Source organism: Galactobacillus timonensis, assembly GCF_900240265.1.
GTDB classification, from domain to species: Bacteria; Bacillota_I; Bacilli_A; order Erysipelotrichales; family Erysipelotrichaceae; genus Bulleidia; species Bulleidia timonensis.
On sequence record NZ_LT964739.1, the window covers coordinates 1,907,045 to 1,928,994 of the forward strand.

At 52.9% G+C, this 21,950-nt stretch carries 16 protein-coding genes; all 16 read left to right on the top strand.

Annotation, left to right across the window (positions count from 1 at the left end):
* Positions 1-73 precede the first annotated feature (73 nt).
* Complete coding sequence (locus tag C1714_RS09040) at positions 74-1,441, top strand: MurL-like N-terminal domain-containing (RefSeq protein WP_102342864.1); 1,368 nt, start codon at positions 74-76, stop codon at positions 1,439-1,441.
* Positions 1,438-2,742 (top strand): UDP-N-acetylmuramoyl-L-alanine--D-glutamate ligase, encoded by a 1,305-nt coding sequence (gene murD / locus C1714_RS09045; protein ID WP_102342865.1) that lies wholly within the window; start codon positions 1,438-1,440, stop codon positions 2,740-2,742. Before C1714_RS09040 ends, murD begins: the two co-directional genes overlap by 4 nt.
* Entirely contained in the window at positions 2,739-4,334 is a 1,596-nt protein-coding gene (locus tag C1714_RS09050; RefSeq protein ID WP_102342866.1) for a single-stranded-DNA-specific exonuclease RecJ, read from the top strand. Before murD ends, C1714_RS09050 begins: the two co-directional genes overlap by 4 nt.
* Before the next feature lie 95 nt (positions 4,335-4,429).
* Positions 4,430-4,957, top strand: coding sequence for an adenine phosphoribosyltransferase (locus C1714_RS09055; protein WP_102343198.1), 528 nt, complete (start codon positions 4,430-4,432; stop codon positions 4,955-4,957).
* Between the two features lie 123 nt (positions 4,958-5,080).
* The gene (locus tag C1714_RS09060; RefSeq protein ID WP_425349051.1) at positions 5,081-6,802 is read left to right on the top strand and encodes a RelA/SpoT family protein; all 1,722 of its coding nucleotides are present in this window, start codon (positions 5,081-5,083) and stop codon (positions 6,800-6,802) included.
* Positions 6,803-6,810: 8 nt separating this feature from the next.
* Entirely contained in the window at positions 6,811-7,293 is a 483-nt protein-coding gene (locus C1714_RS14675; RefSeq protein WP_425349052.1) for an ACT domain-containing protein, read from the top strand.
* Between the two features lie 268 nt (positions 7,294-7,561).
* Entirely contained in the window at positions 7,562-8,830 is a 1,269-nt protein-coding gene (gene hisS / locus C1714_RS09065) for a histidine--tRNA ligase (RefSeq protein WP_102342867.1), read from the top strand.
* 2 nt (positions 8,831-8,832) lie between these two features.
* Positions 8,833-10,599 carry an aspartate--tRNA ligase gene (gene aspS, locus C1714_RS09070; protein WP_102343199.1) on the top strand — a complete coding sequence of 589 codons (1,767 nt, stop codon included), beginning with the start codon at positions 8,833-8,835 and terminating at the stop codon, positions 10,597-10,599.
* Between the two features lie 368 nt (positions 10,600-10,967).
* Entirely contained in the window at positions 10,968-11,186 is a 219-nt protein-coding gene (locus C1714_RS09075; protein ID WP_102342868.1) for a YneF family protein, read from the top strand.
* A 121-nt stretch (positions 11,187-11,307) separates the two neighbouring features.
* Complete coding sequence (gene nifJ, locus C1714_RS09080; protein ID WP_102342869.1) at positions 11,308-14,859, top strand: pyruvate:ferredoxin (flavodoxin) oxidoreductase; 3,552 nt, start codon at positions 11,308-11,310, stop codon at positions 14,857-14,859.
* Positions 14,860-15,006: 147 nt separating this feature from the next.
* A complete protein-coding gene (locus C1714_RS09085) occupies positions 15,007-16,998 on the top strand; it encodes a RecX family transcriptional regulator (protein WP_167849997.1) in 1,992 nt (663 codons plus the stop codon).
* Between the two features lies 1 nt (position 16,999).
* On the top strand, positions 17,000-17,941 hold the full coding sequence (locus C1714_RS09090; RefSeq protein WP_102342871.1) for a 3'-5' exoribonuclease YhaM family protein: 942 nt from the start codon (positions 17,000-17,002) through the stop codon (positions 17,939-17,941).
* Positions 17,938-19,260 (top strand): Mur ligase family protein, encoded by a 1,323-nt coding sequence (locus C1714_RS09095; RefSeq protein ID WP_102342872.1) that lies wholly within the window; start codon positions 17,938-17,940, stop codon positions 19,258-19,260. Before C1714_RS09090 ends, C1714_RS09095 begins: the two co-directional genes overlap by 4 nt.
* Positions 19,257-20,012, top strand: a complete 756-nt coding sequence (locus C1714_RS09100; RefSeq protein ID WP_102342873.1) for a type 1 glutamine amidotransferase — start codon at positions 19,257-19,259, stop codon at positions 20,010-20,012. The genes C1714_RS09095 and C1714_RS09100 overlap by 4 nt, the downstream gene beginning before the upstream one ends.
* A 782-nt stretch (positions 20,013-20,794) precedes the next feature.
* Positions 20,795-21,175 carry a reverse transcriptase domain-containing protein gene (locus C1714_RS14680; protein ID WP_425349058.1) on the top strand — a complete coding sequence of 127 codons (381 nt, stop codon included), beginning with the start codon at positions 20,795-20,797 and terminating at the stop codon, positions 21,173-21,175.
* Positions 21,162-21,863, top strand: coding sequence for a group II intron maturase-specific domain-containing protein (locus tag C1714_RS14580; RefSeq protein ID WP_280952016.1), 702 nt, complete (start codon positions 21,162-21,164; stop codon positions 21,861-21,863). The genes C1714_RS14680 and C1714_RS14580 overlap by 14 nt, the downstream gene beginning before the upstream one ends.
* Positions 21,864-21,950 lie beyond the last annotated feature (87 nt).

The window sequence follows — 21,950 nt, forward strand, 5'->3', positions numbered from 1 at the left end:
GCAGGCAGCTCAGTGGAGCTGCCTGTTTTCGGAAATGGGTTTGTGATAGGATCGGGGGCAGGGAGAAATGAACATGGATGTAACAGAGCTGCGAAAGCGTTATCCGCGTTTTTATTTTCATGACTATGAAATAATGGAATCGGAGCAGGAAATCCAGCTGCGGTTTGATTTTGAGATTGAGGGGCTTTCGCATTTCAATCCTGAGTTTTATCTTTCAAAGCCGAAGACTCCGATGACGTACAGCGATCTGTCTTCGGTGCGCAATGCGGCATTTTCGCTTGGCATGATCGAACTGATCAGCTATTGGAAGCTGACCTGTTCACCGGATGTCATCGTGGAATGCGGGCGTCTCGATCCTGAGCAGATCGCCTGGTGGAAGAAACTGTACTTCAACGGGCTGGGGGAATTCTTCTATCGCAATCAAATTGCGGCGGATCCGCAGGAATTCATGAATCTCAACTCCACTGGCGAAGAGGCCGGGGGAAAAGAGGATATCAGGAAATTCTCGGGAAACCTCATTCCTGTCGGGGGAGGAAAGGATTCCTTCGTTACGCTTGATGTCCTTTCGCCACAGTTTGATGACAATCTTGCGTTCATCATCAATCCGATCGCATCCGCCCGTCACAGTGCGATTGCGGCGGGCTATACCGGCGAGAGGCTGATCATCGCGGAGCGGACGCTGGACTGCCGGATGCTGGAGTTCAACAAGCAGGGCTATCTGAACGGACATACGCCGTTTTCGGCGCTTGCGGCCTTTGCCAGTACGTTAGCGGCGATCATTTACGCGAAGAGCTACATCTGCCTTTCCAATGAGGCGAGCGCCAATGAGTCGACGATCAAAGGATCAACGGTCAATCACCAGTATTCAAAGACCTATGGCTTTGAGAAGGACTTTCAGTGGTATGCGGCCAGGTATATTCAGGCGCCGGTGCTGTATTTCTCGTTTCTGCGTCCGCTGTCGGAGCTGCAGATTGCCGGCATCTTCTCGCGTCTGAAGCAGTACCATTCGGTATTCCGCTCCTGCAATGTGGGACAGAAAACGGAGACGTGGTGCGGTCATTGTGCGAAATGTCTGTTTGTGTGCCTGATGTTGAGCGCCTATCTTGATCATGAGGATCTGGTTTCAATTTTCCATGCCGACATGCTCAATGATCCGGACATGATGGATCTGTTTGAGCAGCTCACCGGCATGCAGGATAACAAGCCGTTTGAATGCGTCGGTACGCGGGATGAGGTCAATACCGCCATCTGCATGTCCATTGCAGGATATGAAAAGAAAAACAGACCGCTGCCTCTTCTGTACCGGGAATATCAGAAGACGCCTTACTATGAGGCATACCGTGACCGGCGGGTCAGCTGGGACAACTGGAATGATGAAAACAGTCTGCCTGACGCGTTCAAGGTCCTTCTTAAGGAAAGACTGAAGGAGATGAAACAATGAGTGCCGGGAGCTGGAAAAATGAGTTTGAGGGACATCGGATTCTGATCTGGGGCTATGGCCGGGAAGGAAAGGCTTCCGTTGAATTCATTCACAGGATCTGCCCTGATCTGAAACCGGTTATTTGTGATGAAAGTGAGAAGGCGCTGGCGAGTGCCCGGAACAATCATCCCTATGCCGAAGTGAAGCCGCAGCAGGAAGTTGATTTCTCTGCCTTTGACCTGATTCTTAAGGCACCCGGCATTGTTGTGGGCGGGGACGTTGACCGCACGCATCTTACCGGAGAAACGCAGCTGTTTCTCAAGCACTATGCGGATCATACGATCGGCGTCACCGGAACAAAGGGCAAGTCAACAACGACGAGTCTTGTCTATGCAATGATGAAGGAAGAAAAGCCGGTGCACCTGGTGGGCAATATCGGTACCCCCTGTTTTGAGGCGATTGACGGCATGGAGAAGGGGGACTATGCGGCCTTCGAGATCAGCTGCCATCAGCTGGAGTTCTGCCCGTATTCGCCGCATGTCGCGGTGTTTCTGAATCTCTATCCCGAACACCTGGACCATTATGGAACCTTTGAAGCCTATGGCCGTGCCAAGGCGAATATTTACCGTCATCAGAAGGCGGGAGATATTCTGATCGCGGATCCATCCATTCCAGAAATTGAAGAAGAGAGGCCGGATCTGATCCGCATTGGCAGTGATGTGCGTGCGGAAGGAAAGACACTGATCATTCCGGGCAAGACGCTCGATGCCAGCGGCTGTGCATTGCTGGGAGAACACAATTACCAGAATGCGGCAGCGGCCTTTGCGGCAGTCCAGACACTCGGCATCTCGGATCAGAGTGTGCTTCATGCATTGAACACATTCCATCCGCTGGCACACCGGCTGGAGGATCTGGGCGAAAAGGACGGGATCCGCTATATCAACGATTCGATCTCAACGATCGGGCAGGCGACGATCAAGGCACTCGAGACTCTGCCTGAAGTAAATACCGTGCTGATCGGCGGAATGGATCGCGGTATTCCGTATGGCGAACTTGAGGACTGCCTGATGGCGCATCCTTCACTGCATGTCATCCTGATGTATGCAAGCGGAAAGCGCATCTATCAGGAGCTGCAGCAGAAGAATGCAAACATGGAGCGTGTAATCCTTGTGGATGATCTTGCGGAAGCTGTCGCTGCCGCCAGAAAAGTGACAGCAAAAGGCATGATCTGTCTTCTTTCACCGGCGGCTGCCTCCTATGACCACTTCAAGAATTTTGAGGAGCGCGGCGATGCGTTTAGAAAGCTGACGGTCGGCGGATGAAGTGGAACATCATTTCAAGTGACGTGGATGCGGTATGCCGTCACTATCGTGTCGGAAGACTTTCCGGGGCTTTGCTTGGTGCCTGTGGTGCCAGCGATGAGCAGATACAGCAGCTGCTGAGCGATGATATCAGCCTGTCCACGAGTCAGGCGGACTGCATTGCGGCCGCATGCCGGCGGATCAGAGAAGCTGGCGCAAACCATGAGAAGGTCATGATTGCGGGCGACTATGATTGCGATGGTGTATGTGCGACGGCAATCATGAAGGATACGCTGGACCGGCTTGGAATTGTCAATGGCTACTACATTCCGGACCGCTTCAAGGAAGGCTACGGTCTTGCGCCAAAGACGGTCGAGCTTGCAGTGCAGAAGGGCTATTCCTTATTGGTCACCGTTGATAACGGCGTGAAGGCGCATGCGGCTTTGATCCGCGCAAAGGAGCTTGGTCTGGAAACGATCGTGACGGATCATCATCAGATCGAAGAAGAGGTGGAAACCGGTCTTCTTGTTCATCCGACTCTGATGGAAGAGGACTACAGGTATCTTTCCGGTGCCGGCGTGGCGCTGGAAATCAGCCGCAATCTTCTTGGTACGGTGGAGCTGCATACGGCGCTGGCGTCTTTGGCAGCGGTGGGTGATGTGATGCCCCTGTGGAGACAGACGCGCCATATCGTCAAGGCGGGTTTTGCGGCCGTCAACAGCGGTTTTGCGCCGTCAATTCTCCCGTTGCTGCAGGGAAGGGAAATGGATTATGAGTCCGCGGGCTTTCAGGCGGTTCCGCGTCTCAACAGCGTGGGGCGGATGAATGATCTTTCCAATGTGAATACACTGGTTCCCTATCTTCTGTGCAAGGATCCGGGGAAAATCAGCCGCTATGCGTCGCAGCTTGAGACGATCAACAGCCGCCGCAAGCAACTGAGTGAGATGATGAACAGCAAGGCTGAAACAATGCTGGATGATTCTCCGTTCTATGTTCTCTATGATGAAAGCTTTGCGGAAGGAATCTGCGGCCTTGTGGCGGGAAGGATTGCCAATGGGCATCATCGTCCGACACTGGTGCTGGCAGGACATGAGGATCTGATCAAGGGGAGCGGACGTTCGGTTCCGGGCTTCAACCTCTTTGATTTCTTCGCGTCCGGTTTTGATGAACTGACGGCCTTCGGCGGGCACGAACAGGCCGTGGGGCTTGCCTTTGCCAGGGCGGATCTGGCGGCTTTTCGTGCCAAGGTGGAAGCCAAAATGGCAGAAAGCGGATATGAGTATCAGGAAGCTGAAGAAACTGCAGCAGCTGTCGATGCGGATGATCTGACGCTGGATGAGGTGCGTGATCTGAAGCGGCTGGACCCCTGGCCGAAGGAGTTCGGGCGCGGGATGGTTGCGATTGAGCATCCGCGGATTCTGCGGATTGTTGAAGGACCGAAGGTAACGAAGGTGATGATCGGCAGTGATGCCGGACCGATTGAAGGTGTCTTCTTCGGCTATCAGAAACTGAAGGTTCCCGAAAACATCCGTGCCGTTATCGGCCGCCCGGGCATACATACCTGGCGCGGTGCGTCAAGTGTTCAGCTTCAGATTGCGGATTTTGTCGAGTAAAACAGCAGCGGTGTCTTGTGAGAAAGAGCACTTGTTGTATAATGAGCACGTTGTTTTTCTGATGTTGAAAAACGAGGGAGATAGAAATTATGGCCATTGATCTCAAGGATTACATCGCTTCAATTCCGGATTATCCGACGAAGGGCATTCTGTTCCGTGACGTGACTCCGCTGGTTGATGACGGGGAAGCGTTCAAGGAAGCAGTCAGGCAGCTTGCAGAGTATGCGAAGAGTGTTGGCGCTGATCTGATTGCCGGACCGGAATCCCGTGGATTCATCTTCGGATGCCCGACGGCTTATGAACTGGGCATCGGCTTTGTTCCGGTACGCAAGCCGGGCAAGCTGCCGCGTGAAACGATTTCGGCAAGCTATTCGCTGGAATATGGAACCAATGAACTGTTCATGCACAAGGATGCTGTCAAGCCGGGACAGCGGGTTGTAATCATTGATGACCTGCTGGCAACGGGCGGTACAGCAAAGGCGACGGCTGAGATGGTTAAGAAGCTTGGCGGCGTTGTTGCCGGATGTGCATTCGTCATTGAGCTGGATGGTCTGCCCGGCCGCGTTACGCTGGAGCAGGAAGGCTATGATGTCAAGGCGCTGATGCACCTGAGCGATCACTGAGCAATTCCTTATTGAGAGACTTCTTCGGAGGTCTCTTTTTTGCGGTTCTGCAGGAAAAACAGGCGCAGATTTTGTTTCTTGGCCGTTATGCGATTACAATAAGTAGCAATAAAAGGGGATTGCATGGCGAAAGAGGCTAAAAATGTAACGGATGAAATGGTGATGGATCAGGTTAAGACCTACATCAGCAATCCGGATTCGCTTGCACTGATTGAAAAGGCATGCCGTTATGCGCATGAGCATCATGAGGGGCAGATGCGCAAGTCAGGGGAGCCCTATGTCGTTCATCTGACCAATGTCGCCTATATTCTGGCAGGTCTTCATTGCGGCCCGAGTACGATTGCGGCCGGCTATCTGCACGATACCATTGAAGATACCGGCATCAGTAAGGAGGAGCTTGCCGCTCAGTTCAGTCCGGAAATTGCGGATCTTGTCGAAGCCGTGACCAAGGTCAGTGCTCTGCAGTATCGGGGCAAGAACGATCCGGAGTACCAGGCGGCCAACCACCGGAAGATCTTCATCGCCATGGCAAGAGATATCCGCGTCATTCTGATCAAGATTGCGGACCGTCTCCATAACATGCGCACGCTGCAGTATCAGCCTCCCGAGGCGCAGAAGCGCATCTCTGCGGAAACGCTGGATGTCTATGCGCCGATTGCGCACCGGCTTGGTTTAAGTGCGATCAAGAACGAGCTGGAGGATCTTGCGTTCTATTATCTGAACCCGACCGAATACTATACAATCGCGCATCTGGTTGAAATGAAAAAGACGGAGCGCGATGCGAGCGTTCAGAAGATGATTCAGGAAATCTCTGAGATGTTAACGGAACATAATATTCAGTTCCGCATCTTCGGCCGCTCGAAACACCTCTATTCGATCTATCACAAGATGACTGTTCGCCATAAGCGCTTCGACGAGATTCTGGACCTGCTTGCGATCCGCATCATCACCAAGACGGAGCTCAACTGCTATGAGATCCTTGGCTATATTCATGCAAAGTACAAGCCGATTCCGGGCCGTCTGAAGGATTATATTGCCGTTCCGAAGCAGAACATGTACCAGTCGCTGCATACAACGATCATCGGCGATGAGGGCAAGATCTTTGAAGTACAGATCCGTACGGAAGAGATGGATGAGATCGCTGAACGCGGTGTTGCGGCGCACTGGCGCTACAAGGAAGGCTCGAAGTACGATGCCCGCAAGGAACAGAAGGAAATTGAGGACAAGCTTTCCTGGTTCCGTGATTTTGCTGAACTGACGGGTGACAATGTCAATGAATCCGCGTCCGAATACATGGAGACGCTGCAGAAGGATGTCTTTGAAACCAATGTCTATGTCATGACTCCCAAGGGAAGGGTCATCGATCTTCCTAACGGCGCGACGCCGATTGATTTTGCCTACCGCATTCATACCGATGTCGGCAATACAGCGGTCGGCGCCATTGTCAACGATGCACTGGTGCCGCTGAATACCGAGCTGCATACGGGCGACGTTGTTCAGATTAGAACAGCCAAGGGTACCGGGCCGAGTGAAGACTGGCTTAAGATCGTCAAGACCAACCAGGCCAAGAACAAGATCCGGGCCTGGTTTGCAAAGAAGGAAAACGAGAAGCGGGAACAGATGGTCGCCGACGGCGAGAAGATTCTCACCGATGAGCTGAAGAAGCGCGGCTTCGATCCGAAGGATTACATGCAGAAAAAGAAGATCGAAGACAGTCTGACCCAGCTGCAGGTGAAGACCTACAACGATCTGATGTATGACATTGCGACCAAGATCATCGCCCCGGTTACCGTCGTTGAAAAACTGACCAATCAGAAGCGGCCGCTGAATGATGATGCGGCCTGAGCCGTCTGATGAATGAGCCGGCGGCACCGAAGCAGCACATCATGACCCGTACCGGCATCGTTGTTCCGGGCATCGAGTCGATGAAGATCACGCTTGCCCAGTGCTGTCTGCCGGTATATGGTGATCCGATCGTCGGCTTTGTGACCAAGGGGGAAGGCGTTCGTGTTCATCGGGCAGACTGCCCCAACGTTAAGGGACAGGATGCACGTCTGATCAACGTTGAATGGGAAGAGGAAGATGCCAACCGTCTCTATGATTCGACGCTTCGCATTCTTGCCCATGATCGCAGCTTCCTTCTGACGGATATTGTGACCTCCGTTTCCCAGTCGCGTGCCCCAATGGTCAATGTTCGGGCGAACGTGAACCAGGAGAAGCTGCTTTCCACGGTCCGGCTGACAATTCAGGTTCACGATCTTGCGCAGCTGACCCAGGCGATCGCCAATATCCGCAAGGTGGAGGGTGTCATTAGCGTGGAACGGGAGGCGCATTGATCGTTGCCAAGCCTCAAAAATCGGATATAATCAGGATGTTCTTAGAAGAAGAGGAGCTTCTGCGAAGCCTTCCAGAGAGTATGCGTCCGGTGCAAGCATACAGGATCACAGTTGATAGACACTTTGGAGAACGGCCTTAACCGGTCCGCCGACGACGTTACCGTCATCCAAGCGGTAAATGCAGAAACTGCATTTGCAAACAAAGGTGGTACCACGCGCAGGCGTCCTTGTATGGATGCCTGCTTTTTATTTAGAGAGGAGATTCAGCATGAACTATCAGACCCCGCGGGGCACGTACGACATTCTTCCCGACGAGATCGGGCCCTGGCACACAGCTGAGCAGAAGATCCGTGAAATCTGCCGGCTCTATCGCTACCGGGAGATCCGGACACCGTACTTTGAGGCAACCAATGTCTTTGCCCGTCAGAATGATTCCAGCGACATGGTCAACAAGGAAATGTATTCCTTCGGCGATGAGAAGGAATATACACTGCGCCCGGAAGGAACGGCCGGTGTCATCCGTGCCTTTGATCAGCACAAGCTGTACGGGACGATGGAACTGCCGGCACGGTTCTACTACATGGGACCGATGTTCCGTCACGAGCGTCCGCAGAAGGGCCGCCAGCGGCAGTTTACGCAGTTCGGCGTTGAAAACATCGGCGCCAAGAGTCCGGCTCTGGATGCGGAGACGATTGCCCTTGGCATTGATATTGTCAAGTCTCTCGGTATCCGGTCGGTCAAGGTGTGCATCAATACACTGGGCGATGACGCCTCCAGATCCGCCTATCGTCAGGCACTGAAGGAATACTTTGCGCCGCATATCGATGAGCTGTGCGGAGACTGCCACCGGCGTCTGGAACAGAATCCGCTGCGGATTCTTGACTGCAAGGAAGATGCGGGCAAGCAGGTTCTTCTCGATGCGCCGCGTCTTGGCGACTATCTAAATGAGGAGTCGAAGGATTACTTTGCCCAGGTGCTGGCAGCGCTGGATGCGCTCAACATTCCGTATGAGATCGATGATCGTCTGGTGCGCGGGCTTGACTATTACACGCACACGGTGTTCGAGGTCAAGAGTACCCGGGAGGATGCCGGCGCTCAGTCAACGATCTTTGCCGGCGGCCGCTACGACCATCTGGTGGAGTACTTCGGCGGACCGCAGTTAAGCGGCATGGGCTTTGCGATCGGCATGGAGCGTCTGCTCATGCTCGCTAAGGATGAGGGTTACCCGTTCCCTGGCGATCCGGCTGCAGATGTGTACGTTATGTCCCTTGGCAATGTGCAGAAGGAAGCGCTGCATTGTGCAGAGCTGCTGCGCTCTCAGGGTCTGATCGTAGAAGCAAATCTTCTGCCGCGTTCGATGAAGGCGCAGTTCAAGAGCGCCGATCGCTCTGGTGCCGGGGCAATCGTCATCATCGGTGAGGATGAGGCCAAAGCAGGCAATGCGGTGATCAAGAAGGCAGGCACAAAGGATCAGCAGACCGTCAGGATCGAGGATCTGGCGGATGCTGTGAAGAAGATGAAGGAGGAAGCTTTATGAGCATGGAAAGAACAGCGCACAATGGGGATCTGCGCGAAAGCGATGCCGGAAAGAAGGTAGTCATTGTCGGCTGGGTTGCCCGCCGGCGCAATCTCGGTTCTCTGGTATTCATGGATCTGCGCGATCGTTCGGGCATCGTGCAGGTTGTCTTTGACGAGACACTGGCGGATGCCGTCAAGGATGTGCGCAACGAATATATTCTGCATGTCTGGGGCACGGTGCAGAAGCGTCAGGATGCCAACCCGAAGATGGCAACCGGTGCCATCGAAGTTCATGCGGAGAAGGTTGAAATCATCAACCGTGCAGAGACAACACCGTTTGTCATCAGCGATGATACGGATGCCAATGAGGATATCCGTCTGAAGTACCGGTATCTCGATCTGCGCCGTCCTATCCTGCAGAAGAATCTGATGTTGCGGCATCAGATCTGCATGAGCGTACGTCATACGCTGGATGAAGAGGGCTTTGTCGAGGTGGAGACACCGATTCTTGCCCGTTCGACACCGGAGGGTGCGCGTGACTATCTGGTTCCTTCGCGGATTTACAACGGTCGTTTCTGGGCTCTTCCGCAGTCGCCGCAGATCTACAAGCAGCTGCTTATGATTGCCGGCATGGAACGGTATTTCCAGATTGCGCGGTGCTTCCGTGATGAGGATCTGCGTGCAGACCGTCAGCCGGAGTTTACGCAGATCGACATTGAGATGAGCTTCGTCGATGAGGATGATGTGTTCGGTGTGGTTGAGCATCTGATGCACAACATCTTCCATGATGTGAAGGGTGTTGAGCTGGAGGATCATTTCATCCGGATCCCGTGGCGTGAGTGCATGAAGCGCTTCGGTTCCGATAAGCCGGATCTTCGCTTCGGCAATGAGATCCAGGATCTGACGGATCTGTTCAGCGATTCTTCGTTCACGGTGTTCAAAAACACGGCGAATGATCCCCGCGGCATGATCGGCGCATTGAAGTTTGAGCATGCGGCGGATAAGTACAGCCGCAAGGGACTGGATGAGCTGCAGGAATTCGTGAAGCATGGCTTTGAGGCCCATGCGCTTGCCTATCTGAAGGTCGGTTCGGATGGTACGCTGTCCGGCTCGATCGCCAAGCCGCTGAGCGATGAAGAGAAGGCTGCGGTTTCCAGACGTCTTGACCTGCACGCAGATGATCTGGTGCTTGTCATTGCGGACAAAGAGCGGGTAACAGAGACGGCGCTTGGTGCGCTGCGTGTGCGTCTGGGCCATGAGCTGAATCTGATCCCGAAGGATGCGGGCTACAAGTTCCTGTGGGTGACGGAATTCCCGATGTTTGAGTGGAGTGAAGAGGATCAGCGCTGGGTTGCGGCGCATCATCCGTTCACGGCACCGAAGGCGGAGGATGTGGACAAGCTGTTCTCGGATCCGGAACATGTTTCGTCGCGGGCATATGATCTGGTGCTGAACGGCTATGAGCTGCTGTCGGGTTCGATCCGTATTCACGATCAGGATCTGCAGGAGAAGGTGTTTGAGGCCATTGGTCTGACGATGGAGCAGGCGAAGGAGAAGTTCGGCTTCTTCCTGGAGGCCTTCAAGTACGGTGCTCCGCCTCATGGAGGCGTCGGCATCGGTCTGGAGCGTCTGACCATGGTACTGGCCGGTACGGACAATATCCGTGATGTGGTTGCCTTCCCGACGACGAATTCGTCGCTGTCACTGATGGATGAGGCTCCCAATACGGTTGATCCCAAGCAGCTGCAGATTCTCGGCATCGAGATTTCCAAGAAGGACAAGCAGTAATTGAGCAGAAATCATTCCCGGGAGATTGTCAAGTCTTGCCTGGGAAGGAGTCTGTGTTAGTATTGTGTTGCCAGGAGGAACTAATTTTTTTCCTACATTTTGATATTCGGGATCCCAGACTGGAGACGCTGGTGTTGAACGCCTGCTGCGGGCAGGAATCCTAAAGGCCGACCAAGGGAACCCACCTCTACATAAGAGGGAACATATCACCTTCTGGCTGTTGAAACTGTGAGCGTTCTTTCCGATCAGGTTCGGATAGAACGCTTTTTCTTCCGGTTGTGTGCCTGCGGCGGTCAGTTCCTGATTGAAACGGCGCAGGGGTGCAGGTAAAATAAAGCAAGCGAGCAGTTAACTTAAGGAGGATAGTTATGTCGGCATTCTGGTCATCATTGGGATGGTTTGTTCTGGGAGGCGCGGTCGGTGCACTTCTGGGATTTATTTTTACAAGGAGAAAGTTCGAAAAGGAACTGAAGGAAAATCCGCCGGTCAACGAGAAGATGATCCGGGCAATGTTCATGAGCATGGGACGCAAACCTTCCGAGGCACAGATCAAACAGGTGATGCGGTCCATGAACAATGCAAAGTGACGGCAGAAATGCCGTTTTCTTTTTATGTGATTTAAGTTTCAGATACAAAGGAAATGCGCAAAAACCTGCGCGGATAAAGTAAATCGGTTTATAATAATGGGCGTAGTAAACAGGAGGACATATGTCAGAGAACAAAAAGGTTTTCCAGGCGATGGACGGTAATACCGCAACTGCCTCTTCCGCTTATGCGTTTACGGAAGTTGCCGGCATTTACCCGATCACGCCGTCTTCACCGATGGCTGAAAACATCGATGCTTGGTCCACAGCAGGCCGCACGAACGTTTTCGGAGACAAGGTGAAGGTTGTAGAAATGCAGGCTGAGGGCGGTGCTGCCGGTGCCGTTCATGGCGCAGCCCAGGGCGGCGCTCTTGCGGCAACGTTTACCGCTTCGCAGGGTCTGTTACTGATGATCCCGAATATCTACAAGTGGGCTGGCGAGATGCTGCCGATTGTCGTGCACGTTGCGGCACGTTCACTGGCGACGCATACGCTGAGCATCTTTGGCGATCATAGTGATATTTATGCCTGCCGTCAGACGGGTGCAGTCATGATGTGCTCGCAGTCGGTTCAGGACTGTATGGACCTGGCCGGTGTTGCACATCTGGTTGCAATTGACGGATCGGTTCCGGTTATTCATTTCTTCGATGGTTTCCGTACGTCACATGAAATCGACAAGATCGAGGTCATGGACTATGACTTCATGAAGTCGCTGCTCCCGATGGACAAGCTTGAGGCATTCCGTGCGCATGCAATGAACCCGCATACGAATCCGATTGTCCGCGGCGGCAATGAAAACGATGATATCTTCTTCCAGGCTCGTGAAGCTCAGAACGAGCATTGGGCTGCGATTCCGGAAATCGTTGCCAAGTACATGAAGGCTGTCAGCGAGCATACGGGTCGCAACTATGCACCGTTTGTTTATGATGGTGCTCCGGATGCGGATCGTGTCATCATCGCCATGGGCTCGGCAACCGATACAATCAGCGAGACTGTTCACGCTCTGAATGCAAAGGGCGAGAAGGTCGGCGTAATCAAGGTTTATCTGTATCGTCCGTTCTCGGTGAAGTACCTCGAGGCTGTTCTGCCGGCTTCCGTCAAGAAGATCGCTGTTCTTGACCGTACGAAGGAAATCGGTGCACGTGAGCCTCTGTATCTTGATGTTGTGGATGCTCTGCATCATCACAAGGATCTGACGATCATCGGCGGCCGTTATGGTTTGTCCAGCAAGAACTTTGAGCCGGCAGATGTTAACGGCATCTTCGAAGAACTGAAGAAGGATGATCCGAAGGAAGAGTTCACGGTCGGCATTCATGATGATGTGACGCATCTGTCCATCGATCCGGTTCCGATCAAGATTGACAGCGACTATACGTCCTGCCTGTTCTACGGCCTTGGTTCCGATGGTACGGTCGGTGCAAACAAGTCGACGGTTAAGATCATCGGCAACAACACGGATTTGTATTCGCAGGCATATTTCCAGTACGACTCCAAGAAGGCAGGCGGCGTTACCCGTTCGCATCTGCGCTTTGGCAAGAGCCCGATTCATTCTCCGTACTACATCAAGTCCGCTGACTTCATTTCCTGCTCGCTGGATTCCTACTGCTACAAGTTCGACATGGTACGTCAGCTCAAGGACGGTGGTACATTCCTGCTGAACACGACGTTCTCCGCGGATGAGGTTGAGAAGCATTTCCCGAACCGCATGCTGGCAGGTCTTGCCAAGAAGCATGCAAACTTCTATATCATCAACGCTACGAAGCTTGCAATTGAGACCGGCATGGGCCGTCATACCAACACGATTCTGCAGTCGGCATTCTTTAAGCTCAATGAGCAGATCATGCCGTTCAGCAAGTCGCTGGCTCTGATGGAAGATTCCGCCCGCCATACCTATGCACGTAAAGGTGATGATGTCGTTAACGCCAACATCGCTGCAATTGAGAAGGGCGCTGACGGACTGGTCAAGGTTGAAGTGAAGCCGGAATGGGCTGATCTTGATGTATCGGCTCCGCTCTATGAGAAGACAGGCGATGCGCATTACGATGACTTCGTTCAGCGGATCAACGCTCTCGAGGGTGAGGATATGCCGGTTTCCGAGTTCATGAAGCCGGATGTCATTGACGGTTCGATCCCGGAGGATGTTGCATTCCGTGAGAAGAGAAACGTCGCTGCTCAGGTTCCGACCTGGGATGCGGACAAGTGCATTGAGTGCGGTAAGTGCGGCTTCGCATGCCCGCATTCCACGATCCGTTCGTTCCTGATGACGCCGGAAGAGCTTGCAGAAGCTCAGAAGATTGCGGCAGAGAACGGTGTTGACTTTGCGGTCAAGGATCCTTCTCCTGCTTATAAGACGGCTAAGGCAGACGGTCTGAAGTTCCGTATTCAGGTTTCTCCGATGAACTGCGTCGGCTGCGGCGTCTGCATTACGGTCTGCCCGACGAAGGCTCTGTCGGCTGCTGATATCAACGATATGACCAAGGAAGAGCCGGTTGCGGATTATCTGTACAAGAAGACGACTTACAAGCCGCAGTATGGCAATCCGAACACGGAGAGCGGCGTATCTCTGATGCGTCCGTACTTCGAAGTTTCCGGCTGCTGCCCGGGCTGCGGTGAAGCTCCGTACTATCGTCTTGCTTCGCAGCTGTTCGGCAAGGATATGCTGGTTGCCAATGCAACAGGCTGCTCGATGATTTACTGCTCCGCAATTCCTTCGACACCGTTTGCTACGGATGAGAACCACGAGGGTGTTGCATGGGCTAACTCCCTGTTCGAAGACAACGCTGAGTACGGCTTCGGTATGGCTGTTGCTCAGAGCTTCAAGGAAGCCAAGATCCTGAAGATCATGGAAGACAACATGGATGCTGTTGAGCCGGCTCTGAAGGCTGACTTCGAGGCATACATTGCTGCCAACGATGATCGTGAGAAGCAGAGAGCAATCAAGGATCAGCTGGTTGCGGATGTCAAGGCATCCAAGAATGAAGCTGTCAAGACTCTGCTCGAGATGGAGCGCGACCTGGTCGGCAAGAGCTGCTGGATCATCGGCGGCGATGGCTGGGCTTACGATATCGGCTACGGCGGACTGGATCATGTCATGGCCAACAACCTGAACGTCAATGTTCTGGTTCTGGATACAGAAACATATTCCAACACCGGCGGCCAGGCTTCCAAGTCGACGCAGGCTAGCGCAATTGCCAAGTTCGCTGCCGGCGGCAAGGCTACGGCCAAGAAGGATATCGGTCAGATCTTCATGGAGTACGGTACAGTTTATGTAGCTTCGATCTCCCTGGGTGCAAACCAGATGCAGGCGATCAAGGCAATGAAGGAAGCGGAGTCCTACAATGGTCCGTCGATCATCCTTGCCTACAGCCCTTGCCTGGAGCATGGCATTAAGGGTGGTCTGGTGAAGAGCCCGATCGTTGAGAAGGATGCTGTTGCCTGCGGCTACACGGTACTCTACCGTTATGATCCGCGTAACGAGAAGCCTCTGACGATTGATTCCAAGGAACCTGACTGGAGCAAGTTCAACGACTTCCTGATGAGTGAGGCACGTTACTTCAACCTGCCGAAGCTGAAGGGTGAAGAAGTTGCGAAGGAAATGTTTGCAAAGACACTCTCCGATGCACAGACCCGCTACAACAAGCTTGTTGCCAAGGTCAAGATGCAGAACGAGCAGTAATCTGCAGAATCTTCTGAACGCATGAACAAAAGGAGACATGTCCCAATGGATGTGTCTCCTTTTTGCATGGCTCTCCCGGGCGGTGGTCCGGTTGAGGATGGAGTCGTTTCAACGTATAATAAAGCCAGTATTTCGGGAGATTTTTTTATGCGCATCGGCTTGTTTACAGATACTTATCTACCGGATCTTAACGGCGTAGCCAACAGTACAAATATTCTTTTTCGTGAGCTTCGCAGGCAGGGACACGAAGCCTATGTCATTGCGCCGCGCAAAGGTGTTGGCGCTGCTCAGTGGAACGAGGACCATACGGTGCTGCGTCTTGCCGGCATTAAGCTGAAGCAGCTCTATGGCTATGTGGCAACGACACCTCTGCATCTCAATGCGCTGGAAGAGATCGGCCGTCTGCATCTCGATGTGATTCATGCACAGACCGAGTTCGGTGTCGGCTTTTTTGCACGCATGTGTGCGCAGCAGTTCGGAATTCCGATTGTCATTACCTATCACACGATGTATGAGGACTATACGCATTATGCCAATCTTCTGCACAGTGAGGCGTTTGATGAGAAGGCAAAGCAGGCGGTTGCCTATCTGACCAAGCTGTATGCAAATGCGTCGGTTGAGGTCATCGCACCCAGCATCAAGACAGAACAGCTGCTGGAACGCTATCATGTTTCGACGAATATTCATGTCGTTCCGACGGGATTGGAACTGGACCGGTTTGATCCGGCCAAAGAAGACAAAGAGAAGACAGCGGCCATCCGTAACGAGGTCAATGTTTACGGAGATGAGAAACTCATCGTCTATGTCGGACGCATTGCGGAGGAAAAATCACTGGATCTTGTTGTCCGCGGTTTTGCGATGGCAGCTGACAGCTGCGTTCCGGTGCACCTGATGGTGATCGGCGGGGGACCGGATCTGGAGAAACTGAAAGATCTTGCCGGACAGCTTGGTGCCTCCGGTAAGATTACGTTCCTTGGTCCGAAACCTGCTGTTGAGGTTCCGGATTACTATCGGGCAAGTGATGCTTTTGTTTCGGCGTCACGCTCCGAAACGCAGGGTATGACCTTTATTGAGGCGATGGCCAGCGGTCTTCCGTTGCTGGCACGTACAGATGAGGTGCTCAAGGACATTGTGGTGGAAGGAAAGACGGGCTGGTACTTTGAGACGGAAGAGGACCTTGCGGCGTGCCTGAAGCGGTTTGCTGCGATCGATGCGGATACGCTTTCTTCGCTGAAGAAGAACTGCCTTGCGCAGGTGCAGCCGTTGAGTGCACAGGTGTTCTGTGAAAAGGCGCTTGCCGTGTACCAGGAAGCGATCGATAACTATGAGACGATGGTCAAGATCGCTGATGTCGCAGTCAAGGATGATATCGTCAAGCTGACCCTGTCGGATCTGAAAAACAAGAAAGATGAGACGCTGTATCTGACGCTGGAGGATTATGCGCAGGCAGGACTGCGCAAGGGCGGCCGGATCAGTGCCCGCTTCATGCTGGCCTACCAGAAGAAACAGGAGGCTGTGCTTGCCTATCAGCGGTGCATGCAGCGGATTGCGGTCAAGGATCGTTCGATTCAGGAGGTCAGAGACTGGCTGAAGAACAATACGAAGTGCTCCGCAGAAGAGATTGATGCGATTGTGTCCCATCTTAAGGGAAAAGGCTATCTTGACGATGAGCGCTACTGCCTCGAGTCTGTTACTTCGATGCGGGCACGCCTGCTGGGACACAGGCGGATTGAGTATGAGCTTCATAAGCGTGGCATTTCCGATGATTTGATCCAGAAGGCTTTGTCCAGGGAACCGGATCGCGAGGTTGAAAATGCGATGCGCAGTGCGGAGCGGATTTCGGATTCCATTACCGGTGTTTCGGTGCGCCATAAGAAGGAAATGCTGCGGCAGAAGCTGATGACGCGCGGCTACGACAGTGATACGATCACGCAGGTAATCGGGCAGATGGATTTCGGTCTCGATGAGAGTGCGGAACTCGATGCGCTGCGCAAATGTGCCGCCAAAGCCAAGAAACGGTACGAGAAGAAATACAAGTCGACGCAGCTGCGCAATACGGTGTTCCGTTATTGTGCTGCGCAGGGATTTGATACCGAAGATATTTATGTGATTTTAGATGAAATGAAATGGGGTGACTGAGATGCCTGATGTCAAAGATTTCAAGGAGCATGATCGGATCTGCCAGAATCTGCTGATTAAAAGCAGTGTGAAAGGTGTGACGACAAAGGGTTCTCCTTATCTGATTCTGCAGCTGCAAGATGCGACCGGAACGATTGAAGGCCGTTTCTGGGATGCGACCGGAGACAAGGCGGCGGCCGTTGTTGCGGGGCATGTGGAACAGATTTCCGGTGAAGTTCTGGAATACAACCATAATCTGCAGATGCGTGTATCGGAAGTGGTTGATATTGATCAGTCGAGCATTGATCTTTCAGCGTTTATCCGCAGTTCGCGGATGAGCACAGAGGAACAGAAGAAACAGGTGGCCGGATATATTTCTTCCTTCAGCAATGCCAATATCCGTACGCTGGTTCAGGGAATGCTGGACAGGGTCGGGGATGCGTTCTATGAATATCCCGCTGCGAGCCGGATCCATCACAACTACCGCGGAGGTCTGGCGGAACATACACTCGGGATGGCAAAGCTTGCCGAAGAGGTTGCAGGTCTCTATCCGCAATTGAATCGGGATCTTCTGCTTGCGGGCGTCCTTCTGCATGATCTGGGCAAGACGGCGGAACTTGGCGGCCTTGTTTCTTCGGAATATACCGAGGAAGGAAAGCTGATCGGACACATTTCCATCGGCCATGGCTGGCTGATGGAGGTGGCGGAAGAAAAGGGGCTGCAGAACAGTGAAGAGGCGATTCTTCTGAGGCATATGATCCTTTCGCATCATGGCAAGCTCGAGTTCGGTTCGCCGATGATGCCGGAGATTCCGGAAGCGGAGGCTCTGTTTCTCATCGATAACATGGATGCGCGCATGAATACGCTGAAGCAGGTGCTGGATGGCGTGAAGCCGGGCAGCTGGTCGCAGCGGGTCTTTGCACTTGACAATCGGCAGTTCTATAAACCGCGGGAGATGAAATGAGCGATCCGAAGCTGTTTCTGGTGCAGAAGGCGCATCAGATCCTTTCAAAATACGGGCGCGGCGGTTCCTTGCCCGGTGAGCTGGCGCTGAAGATGGATCCGGATTTCATCGGACGTTTTCATATGCCTGAGACGGTAGTTCTGGTCACCGGTACCAATGGCAAGACGACGACAAGCAACCTGATTGCGGAAAGCCTCAGGGCGGCAGGGAAGACGGTGCTTAACAATCACCGGGGTGATAACCTCAATGTCGGAATTGCGACCCTGCTGGCATCGGGAAGTGATGAGAATTACTACATCAAGGCGGATGCGGCAGTGATTGAGGTGGATGAGCTGACGCTGTTCCGCCAGTTTGCCAATCTTCATCCGACGCATCTTGTGGTGACGAATTTTTTCCGTGACCAGCTGGATCGGGCGGGAGAGATGGAGACAATCATCCGCAAGATCATCTCGGTTCTTGAGAACTTCCATGGGGATCTGATTCTCAACGGTGACGATCCCAATGTCGTGCGTCTGGCGGATCATGCGCCTTATGCGAAGGTTCATTATTATTCGGTGGACCGGTATCTGGAGTCGCGGACGATTACGGATGAGGCAGGCGAGGGAAAGTTCTGCCCGCGCTGCGGCAGCCGGCTGGTCTATGACTACTATCAGTATTCGCACATTGGCCGTTTCCATTGTCCGAAGGATCATTTCGGTGAGATTCAGCCGGAGGTTCTTGGAAGGAATGTCGACTTCATGCACGGTACCTTTGATGTGAATGGAAGGACCTACCATTCCTTTGTCAACACGATCTATGGAATCTATAACTGCTGTGCGGTTCTGTGTCTGCTTTCGAGCCTTGGCATTGATGGCAGATGTGCGTCGGAAGTGTTCTCGACCTACCATCTCAAGGAGGGCCGCAATGAGCAGTTCCATCTGTCGCGCCCGTGTGTAATTAATCTGATCAAGAATCCGACCGGCGCAAATGAGGTCATGAAATACATCATTGCGCAGCCGATGAAGAAGAATATATGCATCTTTCTGAATGACAATGATCAGGACGGCCATGATGTGAGCTGGATCTGGGATGCGCATTTTGAGAGGCTGAAGGATCCGCTGGTGCAGACGATTGTATGTTCGGGTCTAAGGGCCTATGATATGGCGCTGCGGCTGAAATACGAGGGCCTGGAGGATCGGATTCTGGTTATCGAAGATGCAGAGAAGGCTGTGGAGTGGCTGGATGATCAGCGGGTGGAAAGCTTTATTATGGCGACCTATACGGCGCTGCATCCGACGCGGCACCTGCTGGCAAAGCAGGAAAGGGGGCATCGGCAGTGAAACTGAAAATTCTGTGGATGTACCACGATCTGATGGACCTGTATGGGGACAAGGGCAATATTCAGGTGCTTAAGACAAGGGCCGCCAAGCGTGGCATTGATGTGACAGTGGATACCTGTACGATCGATGAGAAACGCACGCCGGCAGACTATGATCTGTTCTTTCTCGGCGGGGGCGCGGATCATGAACAAAGTCTGATTAAAAATGATCTGCTCAAGCGCAGGGATGCGATCAGGGAAGCCTATGACAGCGGATCGGCATTTCTTTTGATCTGTGGCGGGTATCAGCTGTTTGGTGCCTATTACAAGGATCAGGACGGGCATCTGGATGAGGGGCTGCATTTTTTTGACTACTACACGGAGGCGAGTGATCGCAGTCATCGTTGCATCGGCAATATTGCGGTGGAGGCGAGCATCGATGGTGAGACATTTCCGGCGGTCGGGTTTGAGAACCATGGCGGACAGACACGCAATGTTGATACGGTCTTTGCCAGAGTATTGAAGGGACATGGCAATACCTTCGAAGGCGGCACGGAAGGCTTTGTGAATGATCAGGTGCTTGCGACCTACATGCACGGGCCGCTGCTGCCGAAGAACCCGAGAATTGCGGATGCTGTGCTGCGGCGGGCACTCAGGAGAAATTACGGCAGCGTGGATCTGGAGCCTCTGGATGATACGCTGGAAGAAAAGGCGCAGGAAGTAATGTTCCGGCGTATGCATGTTCGCATCAACCACGAAGAAGAAAGTAAATAAGCAGGTAAATGAAAGGCGGCCGCAGCCGCCTTTTTCATTGTGTGCCCGGCATGGGCGATAACTAGGTGGTGAAAGACCACTACGAACTTGGCAGTAGGAATCGTTAGCCGAAGGCAAGGGTGTCCATCGCAAGGTGGAATCTGAAAGAAGCCGGATGCGCAGGAACATACTAACTGCGCGGGCAAAGTTCCGGCCTGACGAACAGGAACGCCATATGAGGTAGTCATGCAAGGATGAAGCCGCAATACAGGCAGAAATCCAATACTGCACGGATTGCATGGGTATAAATGGCGCAGGTAGATGGAACGAAAGTTGTCGTACTTACCCGGGGAGATCCGCAGAAATACCGAAGGGAACGGGAACCATCGCTATACATTGAAGGCGGTGCTGATTCTGCGGAAGTCAGCCGAGGTCGTAGTAGCCGGAAAAAAACCAAAGGGAGTTGCGGCGAAGGACCAAATCAGTATGAATCCTGAGTAACCGATTGAAAGAAAGGAGATGCTATGAAAACAGAAAACCAGAATATGGGCTGTCCACAGAGGAATAGCACGGAATGCGAAAAGCATGCGGAAGCGTCGAGCATCTGCCATTCGGAAGACGAGGAAAGGGAGCGCAGTTGCAGGGCCGAGCACCTCATGGAAGAGATCAGTTCAATCCCGAACATGAAGGAAGCCATGAAGCGTGTGAGGAGGAACGGAGGAGCAGCCGGAGTCGATGGGATGAAAATCCCGGAGGCAATGGAATGGCTGGAGACACATTTCGCCGAGGTTCAGGCACAGATGATGGGTGGCTACTATCACCCTACAGCCGTAAGACGCAGGGAAATACCGAAACCGGATGGAGGAGTGAGAAAACTGGGGATTCCAACGGTTAAGGATCGTGTTGTACAGCAGGCCATAGCTCAGGTGCTGGCGCCTCTTTATGAGCCACAATTCGCGGAAAACAGCTTTGGCTATCGACCGGGAAGAAGTGGACAGCAGGCCATTATGAAGGTAAAAGAATATGCGGAGGAAGGGTATTGCTGGGCAGTTGTTCTGGATTTGTCCAAGTATTTCGATACCCTGAACCATGATCGTCTGATCAGGGAACTGAGAAAGACAATTAGGGACGAANGGCGGGAATCTCAGTCCGCTGCTGGCAAACATATACCTGAACGAATTTGATCAGGAGTATGCACGCAGAGGAGTACCGGAAATCAGGTATGCGGATGACATTGTTCTACTGGCCAAGAGCAGAAGGGCCGCAGAGAGAATACTGGAAGGCAGTATCACGATGCTGGAAGGGAAGCTGAAGCTGAAGGTAAACAGGGAGAAGAGTAAAATCGTCAATCTGGCGTCCAACGGTGGGAAGTTCAAATATCTGGGGTTCGGAATGGGTAGAAGAGCGGATGGGCATTATCACATCTATGCGCACATGAAATCCAAGAAGAAATGCAAAGAGAAGCTCAAAATCATGACGAACAAGAAACGTCCGGGAAAGTTTTCCGATATTTGTCGGGAGATTAAGCGGAGCATCACCGGATGGATCAACTACTACGGCGTGGCGGAGCTGAGAAGCTGGCTGAAAGAAATGGACCAGTGGCTTCGCACAAGGATGAGAATGATTATATGGAAGCATTGGAAGAAGCCGAGAACGAAATACAGGAAGCTCATAGAACTTGGCATTCCGAAGCAGTACGCATTCATGGCGGCAAACACCCGAAAAGGTACATGCAGGGCAGTGCAGTTAACGACTGTCAAGCGCGCGCTGTCAAATAGAAAACTCGAAGAATGGGGATGCCCATCTGCATCCAGATACTTCGAGTCTGTTCATCCTAAATATTCTGCAGTTCAACTGCAACTTGTGTTCTAAGTACTGAAACCGCCGTATGCCGAACGGCACGTACGGTGGTGTGAGAGGACGGCGGTTAATCACCGCCTCCTACTCGATCGGGATCAT

Coding starts and splice junctions, on each gene's coding strand:
- aspS (WP_102343199.1), top strand. CDS start 8,833: ATGGAAAGAACAGCGCACAATGGGGATCTGCGCGAAAGCGATGCCGGA.
- hisS (WP_102342867.1), top strand. CDS start 7,562: ATGAACTATCAGACCCCGCGGGGCACGTACGACATTCTTCCCGACGAG.
- nifJ (WP_102342869.1), top strand. CDS start 11,308: ATGTCAGAGAACAAAAAGGTTTTCCAGGCGATGGACGGTAATACCGCA.
- C1714_RS09090 (WP_102342871.1), top strand. CDS start 17,000: ATGCCTGATGTCAAAGATTTCAAGGAGCATGATCGGATCTGCCAGAAT.
- C1714_RS09050 (WP_102342866.1), top strand. CDS start 2,739: ATGAAGTGGAACATCATTTCAAGTGACGTGGATGCGGTATGCCGTCAC.
- C1714_RS09085 (WP_167849997.1), top strand. CDS start 15,007: ATGCGCATCGGCTTGTTTACAGATACTTATCTACCGGATCTTAACGGC.
- murD (WP_102342865.1), top strand. CDS start 1,438: ATGAGTGCCGGGAGCTGGAAAAATGAGTTTGAGGGACATCGGATTCTG.
- C1714_RS14675 (WP_425349052.1), top strand. CDS start 6,811: ATGAATGAGCCGGCGGCACCGAAGCAGCACATCATGACCCGTACCGGC.
- C1714_RS09040 (WP_102342864.1), top strand. CDS start 74: ATGGATGTAACAGAGCTGCGAAAGCGTTATCCGCGTTTTTATTTTCAT.
- C1714_RS09060 (WP_425349051.1), top strand. CDS start 5,081: ATGGCGAAAGAGGCTAAAAATGTAACGGATGAAATGGTGATGGATCAG.
- C1714_RS09095 (WP_102342872.1), top strand. CDS start 17,938: ATGAGCGATCCGAAGCTGTTTCTGGTGCAGAAGGCGCATCAGATCCTT.
- C1714_RS09075 (WP_102342868.1), top strand. CDS start 10,968: ATGTCGGCATTCTGGTCATCATTGGGATGGTTTGTTCTGGGAGGCGCG.